Below are 9,791 nucleotides of genomic sequence, written 5' to 3'. Positions count from 1 at the left end.
CCAAAAACGGCAAATCTAGTTTAGGAAATGGAAATGATTTCAAAAAAACTGGTTCCAAGCAATTTTCAATCGCTTGGAACCAGTTTTTTATTACTTTCTGGCTAGTTTTGTCCCAGCCTCTTTTTTAAATACCTGCAATTTTTAATGCGAAATCGCAAATGAATAACAATGAGATAACAATAATTGCAGTAGATAGTTCTTTTTGCTTACCCAAAGCAATTTTTACAATTGGATACGCAATAAAACCAAATGCCATACCATCTGCAATGCTATAAGTGAATGGTATCATAACAACTACTAAAAATGCTGGAATAGCTTCAGACAAATTATCTAATGGGATATGGCGGATATTTTGTACCATAATAAATCCAACGATAATTAAAATAGGGCTAATTGCAACATTCGGTATCATTGTGATCCAAGGTATAATAAAAATCGTTGCAAGGAACATTAAACTTGCTATAACAGCAGTGAGGCCAGTTCTCCCTTTGGATGCAATAACAGCAGCATTTTCAGCTGCAGATACAGTTGGAGATGTACCTAGAAAAGCACAAGTCAATGAAGAAATCGCTGTTGTTTGATAGCTTTTATCGTATGATTTTTCTCTACCTAACATTGTCAATTGTCCATTAATTAATCCCATATTTTCAAAGATAAGAATCATAGCTAACGGAAATACAGCAAGCCAAAAAGATAGCTCATCTAAAGCTGTAAATGCTGGCATATAAATAAAATCACCAGAAAATCCATTAATACTTGTACTTGGTTCGATTATGCCGAATAAAGCTGATAAAATAGTCCCGATTACCATAGTTAATAAAAAGTTTGCCGGTACATTTCGAACGAATAGAAAAATGGCAATAAACAATGTTATTATGCTTACAAATATAACTGGTGAACTAAAATCACCAATAGCTACAATTGTACTTTCACCATTTGTAATTAATCCACTTTTTTCAAGTCCTATTAGTATGAGGAAGAGACCTAATCCTACACTGATTGCATGTTTTAATGAATTAGGGATAGCCTCTTTTAATAGTACTCCCAATTTAGTGAAAGCTGTTACTAAAAATAAAACAGAAGCAACTAGAACAACTGCTAAGCCCTCTTGGAAGGAAAGACCACTACTCTGAACAATGGAATAAGCAAATAGTGCATTTATACCCATGCCAGGAATAATAATTAAAGGCAACTTCCCAAATAATCCCATGATTAATGTTCCTACAAAACTTGCTAGAATTGTAGCTAGCATTCCAGCTTCTAATGAAAGCCCTGCTTCGTTAAGAATCGAGCCATTAACAACAATAATATACACCGTAGTTAAATAACCAATAACACCAGCAATAATTTCATTTTTAAAGTTTGTATTCTTAGAAAATAAAGGCATGTTATTCTCCTATAATTTCTTGTCCCTCTCCCACCCGATTATAAAAATAATCAATTAAACTATAAATTTATACAATCCACAAATGATTATTATAGGACTTTTTGATATAATTTACAATAGCTATAAAAAAGTCTCGCGGGGGCGGTGTCTAAATGAAATTTAATTCTGTTTTTGATATTATTGGACCTGTTATGGTAGGTCCATCAAGTTCACATACTGCAGGAGCTGCTAGAATTGGATTAGCTGCTAGAAACTTATTAGGAAGTGAACCAACATGGGCAAAAATTCACTTATATGGTTCCTTTGCAAAAACCTATCAGGGCCATGGAACGGATTTTGCTTTAGCAGGCGGACTTCTTGGATTTGATACTGATGATACACGCATGAGTAAAGCGTTAGATATAGCAAGAGAAAAAGGAATGCAAATTGAGTTTATTGAAGATAGTGCGAAAACCAATCACCCTAATACAGTTCGAATTATTACTGGAGATGGTAAAGAGCGATTAGAAATTATTGGGATATCTATTGGTGGAGGTAAAGTTGAAATCACTGAACTTAATGGTTTTGAATTGCGATTGTCGGGTAACCATCCTGCAATCTTAATCATGCATAATGATCGTTTTGGGGCAATTGCTTCGGTAACTAAAATACTAGCAAAACATGAGATTAATATCGGCCATATGGAAGTAAATCGGAAAGATGTTGGAAAAGAAGCATTAATGGTCATTGAAACAGATCAGAATGTAGATGATGATGTTTTACTAGAATTAGAAAAGGCAGACCACATTATTCAAATTGCTAAAATAGTTAGCTAGAGGGGAGAATATATATGTTCCGTACAGTTCGTGAATTAGTAGAGATAGCGGAAAAGGAAAACTTGCTAATCTCTGAAGTAATGATTCGGCAAGAGATGGATATTAAAAATAAAACACGTGAAGAAGTTTTTAATGAGATGGAACGTAATCTTCAAGTAATGGAGAAGGCAGTCGCAGATAGTTTAAAAGGAGTTCATTCTGTTACCGGATTAACTGGAGGAGATGCAGTAAAAATCCAAGACTACATGAAAAAGCATACGCCATTATCAGGGTATGTCATGCTCGATGCAGTAAGTAAAGCGATGGGGACGAATGAAGTGAATGCAGCTATGGGAGTTATTTGTGCAACACCAACAGCTGGTAGTGCAGGAGTTGTGCCTGGAACATTATTTGCTGTGAAAGAACAATTAAATCCTACTAGAGAACAAATGATTCGTTATTTATTTACTGCAGGTGCATTTGGTTTAGTTGTTGCTAATAATGCTTTCATTTCAGGAGCTGCAGGTGGTTGTCAAGCAGAAGTTGGTTCTGCAGGAGCAATGGCATCAGCTGCGATTGTGGAAATGGCAGGAGGAACTCCAAGTGAATCAGCTGAGGCATTTGCTATGACTTTGAAAAACATGCTCGGACTTGTTTGTGATCCTGTTGCAGGTTTAGTAGAAGTACCTTGTGTAAAACGAAATGCAGGAGGTTCAGCCTTAGCAGTTGTCTCTGCTGATATGGCACTAGCGGGTGTGAAAAGTCGGATTCCTTGTGATGAAGTTATTGGAGCAATGTATCGTATTGGGCAACAAATGCCTTCCTCTTTACGGGAAACTGGTGAAGGTGGTCTTGCAGATACACCAACGGGAAGATTTTTAAAAGAAAAGATTTTCGGAGTTTAGAAAAGAGTGATATGCAATGTTAGAAAGTTCTGTCGTTAATATAAAGGGTGTTGGAGAAAAATTTGCTGAAGCATTACAGTCCTTAAATATTATTACAATTAGTGATCTATTATTTTATTTTCCATCAAGATATGATGTTATTGAAATTCTCCCACTAGAGGAGTTAATTCACGAGGATAGAGTTACTATAGAGGGAAGGGTATTGAATACCCCTTCTCTTTCCTTTTATGGTAGGAAAAAATCCCGACTTACTTTTAATGTTGAAATAGATAATATTGCTGTTAAAGCAGTCATGTTTAACAGGGCTTTTGCCAAAAATCAATTAAAAATTGGTGATGTTGTTACATTAACAGGTAAATGGGATGCCCATCGATTACAAATTACTGTCAGCAATTATCAAAAAGGCTCCATGGAAAATTCCACTGAAATTCAACCGATTTATTCTGTCAGAGGTGAGGTTACGAGCTTTCGCTTAAAGAAAGCAATCCAACAAGCAATTCAAGATTATAGTCATTTTGTAGAAGAAATCTTACCTGAGGATATGCTTCTATCCTACAAGATTCCTATTAGAAAAGATGCATTAAAAACGATGCACTTCCCAGAAAATCGAATCTTATTAAAACATGCTAGGAGAAGATTTACGTATGAAGAATTTTTATTATTTCAATTGAAAATTCAAATTTTAAGAAAGAGAAATCGTGAAGTCTCACTTGGTAATGTAGTGAAATTTGACACTGAGAAGCTGCATCAATTTATTAATCGTTTTCCATTTAAATTAACGAATGCACAAGCTAAATCTTTACAACAAATTTTAAATGATTTGAAATCTCCTTATCGAATGAACCGACTATTACAAGGTGATGTCGGATCAGGTAAAACTGCAGTGGCTGCGATGGCATTATACGCTGCCGTAACAGCGAATAAGCAAGGTGCTTTAATGGTGCCGACTGAGATTTTAGCTGAACAACATATTCAGTCTTTAAGGGAAATGTTTGGTGATTTAGCACAGATTGAACTTTTAACTGGTTCAATAAAAGGAAAGCGAAGAAAAGAAGTATTAACTAAATTAGAAAATAATGATGTACATATATTAGTTGGAACACATGCGTTAATTCAAGATGATGTGCACTTTCATGATTTAGGTCTAGTTGTTGTTGATGAACAGCATCGTTTTGGGGTAGAACAAAGAAGAGCATTAAGTAACAAGGGGCTACAACCAGACGTATTATTTATGACTGCAACCCCAATACCTAGAACTTTAGCCATTACAGCGTTTGGAGATATGGACGTTTCGGTAATTGATGAAATGCCTGCAGGTAGAAAAGAAATAGAAACATATTGGACGAAAGCAAACACCTTTGATCGTGTGTTAAATTTTATCTCTAAACATGTCGAACAAGGAGAGCAAGCATATTTAATATGCCCTCTAATAGAAGAATCCGATAAATTGGATATTCAAGATGCAGTTGATTTATATAATCAATTAGTGGCATATTATCCTCCATCGATACAAGTGGGGTTAATGCATGGGCGACTTTCCTCAGCAGAAAAGGAAGAGGTAATGAAAGATTTTGCAGAAAACAAAGTACAGGTGCTTGTATCTACCACAGTAGTGGAAGTCGGAGTGAATGTACCTAATGCAACTATTATGGTAATTTATGATGCAGAACGATTTGGGTTATCTCAACTCCATCAATTAAGAGGAAGGGTTGGCCGAGGAGATAAGCAGAGTTACTGTATATTAATTGCCGATCCAAAAAGTGATACAGGTAAAGAAAGAATGCGAATTATGACAGAGACGAATAATGGTTTTGAACTATCAGAAGCAGATCTAAAATTACGTGGACCGGGAGATTTTTTTGGTACGAAGCAAAGTGGAGTACCGGACTTCAAAGTTGCTGATATGATTCATGATTATCGTGCATTAGAAACAGCAAGAACGGATGCTCAAGAAATTATTGAATTTAATTTACTAGAGTCAGACCCTAAATATAAAAATCTACAACTATTTCTAGAAAATGAGGGAGTATTCGATACAGTTCTTGATTAGTTCTTGCTTGCATAAATAAATGAGGTGTTATATATTACTATTAGTACCAAGTCATAATAATGGTGATTATTGTTAAAATATAATTTAAGTGGATGGTGCTTTAATGAGGATACCAAAAGTAAAGAGACAAGAGAAACTTAGGGAAACGATCGAAGAGACACCTTTTATAACAGATGAAGAATTAGCAAAAAAATTCGATGTTAGTATACAAACAATAAGATTAGATCGAATGGAATTGTCTATTCCTGAATTACGAGAAAGAATTAAGACTGTTGCTAAAAATCAATGGAATGAAACTGTAAAATCCTTACCAATTGAAGATGTTATAGGTGAAATAATTGATTTAGAGTTGGATAAACGAGCAATTTCCATTTTGGATATTGGAAAAGAACATGTTTTCACGAGAAATAATATCGCAAGAGGACATCATCTATTTGCACAAGCTAATTCCCTTGCAGTAGCGGTAATCAACGATGAACTAGCACTTACTGCAAAATCAGTTCTAAACTTTAAAAGGCAGGTACTTCAAGGGGAACGTGTAGTAGCGAAGGCCTTTGTTCAAGGTGAAAGTGAAAAAGGATTATCTATTGTTCAAGTTGATAGTTTTGTAGAAAGTGAAAAAGTCTTTTCTGGTGAATTCCATATGTACCGGTCGACAGATAAAAAGGAGAATCTTTCATGAAAATTGCTATAGATGCTATGGGTGGTGACCATGCACCAAAAGAAATCGTACTTGGTGCAATGGAGGCTGTAAAGCATATTGATAACCTTCATATCAAACTTGTAGGAGATGAAGGGAAAATAAAGCAGTATTTAACTGAAACAGAGCGAATAGAAATTGTACATGCGGATCAAGTAATTACAGGCGAAGATGAACCAGTTAGAGCAGTACGCCGAAAGAAGAATTCATCTCTAGTAAAAATGGCAGAAGAAGTAAAAGAAAACAGAGTTGATGCATGTATTTCTGCTGGGAATACTGGTGCACTAATGAGTGCTGGATTATTTGTTGTCGGCCGAATTCCAGGAATTGATAGACCAGCATTAAGTCCTACATTTCCTACAATTGATGGGAAAGGATTTTTAATGCTAGATGTCGGAGCAAATGTGGATGCAAAGCCCAATCATTTATTGCAATATGCTATTATGGGTTCGGTTTATGCAGAAAAGGTACGAGCTATAGCAAACCCTAGAATCGGTTTATTAAATGTTGGTACGGAAGCTGGTAAAGGAAATGAGCTTACAAAAAAAGCGTATGAGCTCATGTCAAAAGCACCAATCAATTTTGTGGGGAATGTGGAGGCACGTGATTTATTAACCGGAGTTGCGGATGTTGTAGTAACAGATGGTTTTAGTGGGAATATTGCCCTTAAAACAATTGAAGGGACCGCATCTTCACTGTTCTCCATGATAAAAGACACGTTTATGTCATCAATGAAAACAAAACTTGCAGCAGGATTAATAAAAAATGATTTAAAAGGTTTAAAAGATAAGTTAGATTACTCCGAATATGGAGGAGCTGCATTATTTGGACTAGCTGCACCTGTAGTCAAAGCTCATGGTTCTTCTAATAGCAGGGCGATTTTCAGTGCAATTAAACAGACGTGCAATATGGTAGATAATCAAGTAATAGACACTATAAAAGCTACAATCGAATCTATGCAGGCTGAGGAGGGGAATCAATGAAAAAACTAGCTTTTATGTTTCCGGGTCAAGGATCCCAATCCGTTGGGATGGGGCAAGATATACATGATGCGTTTCCGAACATTCCATCCCTTTACGAAAAAGCAAATCTTGTTACTGACAAAGACCTTCGTAAATTAATGTTTGAAGGACCAGGAGAAGAACTTACCGAAACAGAAAATGCACAACCTGCATTATTGCTTTCAAGTATAGCGATTCATCAATTGCTTCAAGAAGAAGATATCCATCCTTCAATGGTTGTCGGGCATAGCTTAGGTGAGTATAGTGCCCTTGTTGCTGCTGGTTCCCTAACACTAGAAGAGGCGCTTCCCTTAGTGGCAACACGTGGGCGATTAATGGAAGAGGCATTCCCAAAAGGACAAGGAACAATGGCAGCAGTGTTGGGATTATCTGCCCAAACGATTGAGGAAGTAATTAATGATATTCAAGAAGAAATTGTAGATGTTGCTAACATTAATTGTCCTGGCCAAGTTGTTATTTCGGGTTCTAGAGCAGGAGTTGAAATAGCTTCTGATTTATTGAAACAAAATGGAGCAAAACGTATTATTCCACTTAATGTAAGTGGACCATTCCACTCTAGATTAATGAAAACTGCCAATGAAGACTTTGCCAAGTATCTAGACAAGGTAACAATTAATGATGCACAGGTACCTGTTTACGCAAATGTAACAGCAGGACCGGTAAATAATCAATCTGAAATTAAGGAATTACTTCTAAAGCAACTGTATTCACCAGTAAGATTTGAAGACTCCATTCGGAATATGATGGTTCAAGGTGTAGATGCTTTTGTAGAAGTTGGTAATGGTAAAGTACTAAGTGGACTTGTGAAAAAGATCGATCGTAAAGCTACAATCTTTACAATCCAAGATCAAGCATCCTTGAATAATTTTATTACATGGTATCGAGGTGAATAGTAAATGTTAAGTGGGAAAACAGCAATTGTAACTGGCGGATCTAGAGGAATAGGCAAATCGATAGCCATTGAACTTGCTAAACAAGGCGCAAATGTTGTTGTTAACTATGCAGGTAATGAACAGAAAGCGCAAGAAGTTGTGGAAGAAATAGAACGTTTAGGGGTACAATCTATTAAAGTACAAGCAGATGTTGCCAATGAAGAGCAAGTTAAGGAAATGATAAAACAAACGATCGATTCATTTGGTAGAGTGGATATTCTTGTTAATAATGCCGGTATTACTCGAGATAACTTATTAATGAGAATGAAAGAAACTGAATTTGACCAAGTTATAAATACGAACTTAAAAGGGGTATTTATGTGTACGAAAGCAGTTACTCGGCAAATGATGAAACAGCGTTCTGGAAGAATAATTAATGTGGCTTCAATTGTCGGTGTTAGTGGTAATCCCGGACAGGCGAATTATGTGGCAGCTAAAGCAGGAGTTATTGGATTAACGAAAACCACTGCGAAAGAGCTAGCGTCACGAAATATCTTAGTCAATGCTATTGCTCCAGGGTTTATTTCCACAGACATGACTGATCAATTGACAGACGAACAAAAAGAGGGAATGTTAAGTCTCATACCTCTTGCTAAATTTGGACAACCTGAAGATGTTGCAAAAGTAGTTCGATTTTTAGCGTCTGATGATGCAAATTATATTACTGGACAGACTATTCATATCGACGGTGGTATGGTAATGTAATATAGTATTTTTCTTTGAAAGGAGGTGAACGTTTTGGCAGATGTATTTGATCGTGTAAAAGAAATTATTGTTGATAAACTTGATGTAGATGAATCTAAAGTAACTTTAGAAGCTTCATTCAAAGAGGATCTAGATGCTGACTCACTAGATGTTGTTGAACTTGTTATGGAACTTGAGGATGAGTTTGATATGGAAATCGCAGATGAAGAAGCTGAAAAGATAAATACTGTTGGTGATGCTGTAGATTACATAAACAATTTACAGGGCTAATACTAAGGAGGTCTCGCATAATGCGGGACTTTTCCATATATCAACAAGAGGTGGCAAGTACGAATGGACAAAGTGAAGTTAGAGAACTTACTAAATATAAAATTCCATAATGTTGACATTATTAAACAAGCGTTTACACATTCATCTTATGTGAATGAGCATCGGAACCAACATGCATCTGATAACGAAAGACTAGAATTTCTAGGAGATGCTGTATTAGAACTGGGTGTGTCCCAATACTTATATCGCAAATATCCTACTATGCCAGAAGGTGAAATGACGAAACTCCGTGCAGCAATTGTTTGTGAGCCTTCATTAGAAAGTTTTGCTAGAAGTTTAAATTTTGGTGAGCATATATTACTTGGTAAAGGGGAAGAGATGACAGGAGGAAGAAGTCGTCCTGCATTACTCGCAGATGTGTTTGAAGCTTTCTTAGGTGCAGTTTATTTGGATCAAGGTTTTGATGTGGCTTTACAATTTTTGGAAAAACATGTCTTCCCTAAAATTGACACTGGTGCTTTTTCGCATGGGATGGATTATAAAAGTAAGTTGCAAGAATTGGTACAACAAGATAAAAATAAAAAAATAGAATATAAAATTGTGGATGAAAAAGGGCCATCGCATAATAAAGAATTCATTGCTGAATTACTAATTAACGATGAGGTGGTTGGTGAGGGATTAGGACGTACAAAAAAAGAAGCGGAACAACGTGCGGCAAAGAAAGCATTGGATAAGTTAACTATATGATAGAGTAAGGAGGTTCTCCAATTGGAAAACCTCCTTATCCTTTGTTCAGGATTTTTTTATTTCCTTACATTTCTTAATTCCTCAATGAAAGCATGTATTTCTGTTGCTGAAAAATTTCCTTTTTGAACAACAATATCATACATAAATTTAATCTCATCATATTTGGCTAAATCGTAATCCTCTGGATCCATCAAGGAACGATTAGCAACAGACAAACGTTCAGCTAATTCATTTAAAATAAAAGCTAGATTTTCTTTCGTTGGGTTGTTTAAATTCATA

Annotated in this window: 11 protein-coding genes; 9 read left to right on the top strand and 2 right to left on the bottom strand. The window is 35.9% G+C overall.

Annotated elements, in window-relative coordinates; translation table 11 throughout:
* Positions 1 to 124: 124 nt before the first annotated feature.
* Positions 125 to 1,387, bottom strand: a complete 1,263-nt coding sequence (locus tag IEV35_RS19385) for an NCS2 family permease (RefSeq protein WP_188386314.1) — start codon at positions 1,385 to 1,387, stop codon at positions 125 to 127.
* A gap of 152 nt (positions 1,388 to 1,539) precedes the next feature.
* On the opposite strand from IEV35_RS19385, the gene sdaAB reads away from it, so the two are divergent.
* From sdaAB to rnc, 9 genes are all read left to right on the top strand, one after another.
* The gene (sdaAB, locus tag IEV35_RS19380) at positions 1,540 to 2,202 is read left to right on the top strand and encodes an L-serine ammonia-lyase, iron-sulfur-dependent subunit beta (RefSeq protein WP_188386313.1); all 663 of its coding nucleotides are present in this window, start codon (positions 1,540 to 1,542) and stop codon (positions 2,200 to 2,202) included.
* Between the two features lie 14 nt (positions 2,203 to 2,216).
* Positions 2,217 to 3,086, top strand: a complete 870-nt coding sequence (gene sdaAA, locus IEV35_RS19375) for an L-serine ammonia-lyase, iron-sulfur-dependent, subunit alpha (protein ID WP_188386312.1) — start codon at positions 2,217 to 2,219, stop codon at positions 3,084 to 3,086.
* 16 nt (positions 3,087 to 3,102) lie between these two features.
* Positions 3,103 to 5,136: an ATP-dependent DNA helicase RecG gene (gene recG / locus IEV35_RS19370; RefSeq protein WP_188386311.1), complete on the top strand. Its 2,034-nt coding sequence runs from the start codon at positions 3,103 to 3,105 to the stop codon at positions 5,134 to 5,136.
* 103 nt (positions 5,137 to 5,239) lie between these two features.
* Complete coding sequence (gene fapR / locus IEV35_RS19365) at positions 5,240 to 5,818, top strand: transcription factor FapR (RefSeq protein WP_188386310.1); 579 nt, start codon at positions 5,240 to 5,242, stop codon at positions 5,816 to 5,818.
* Positions 5,815 to 6,819, top strand: coding sequence for a phosphate acyltransferase PlsX (plsX, locus tag IEV35_RS19360; RefSeq protein ID WP_188386309.1), 1,005 nt, complete (start codon positions 5,815 to 5,817; stop codon positions 6,817 to 6,819). Before fapR ends, plsX begins: the two co-directional genes overlap by 4 nt.
* Positions 6,816 to 7,751 (top strand): ACP S-malonyltransferase, encoded by a 936-nt coding sequence (gene fabD, locus IEV35_RS19355; protein WP_188386308.1) that lies wholly within the window; start codon positions 6,816 to 6,818, stop codon positions 7,749 to 7,751. Before plsX ends, fabD begins: the two co-directional genes overlap by 4 nt.
* Before the next feature lie 3 nt (positions 7,752 to 7,754).
* Complete coding sequence (gene fabG, locus IEV35_RS19350) at positions 7,755 to 8,495, top strand: 3-oxoacyl-[acyl-carrier-protein] reductase (RefSeq protein WP_188386307.1); 741 nt, start codon at positions 7,755 to 7,757, stop codon at positions 8,493 to 8,495.
* Positions 8,496 to 8,528: 33 nt separating this feature from the next.
* Positions 8,529 to 8,765 (top strand): acyl carrier protein, encoded by a 237-nt coding sequence (acpP, locus tag IEV35_RS19345; RefSeq protein WP_188386306.1) that lies wholly within the window; start codon positions 8,529 to 8,531, stop codon positions 8,763 to 8,765.
* A 63-nt stretch (positions 8,766 to 8,828) separates the two neighbouring features.
* On the top strand, positions 8,829 to 9,512 hold the full coding sequence (gene rnc / locus IEV35_RS19340; RefSeq protein WP_188386305.1) for a ribonuclease III: 684 nt from the start codon (positions 8,829 to 8,831) through the stop codon (positions 9,510 to 9,512).
* Positions 9,513 to 9,568: 56 nt separating this feature from the next.
* On the opposite strand, the gene IEV35_RS19335 is transcribed toward rnc, so the two are convergent.
* A complete protein-coding gene (locus IEV35_RS19335) occupies positions 9,569 to 9,790 on the bottom strand; it encodes a DUF1128 domain-containing protein (protein ID WP_188386304.1) in 222 nt (73 codons plus the stop codon).
* Position 9,791 lies beyond the last annotated feature (1 nt).

The organism is Ornithinibacillus halotolerans (genome assembly GCF_014637405.1).
GTDB lineage: Bacteria > Bacillota > Bacilli > Bacillales > Amphibacillaceae > Ornithinibacillus > Ornithinibacillus halotolerans.
This window is presented reverse-complemented; position numbering and strand designations above follow the sequence as displayed.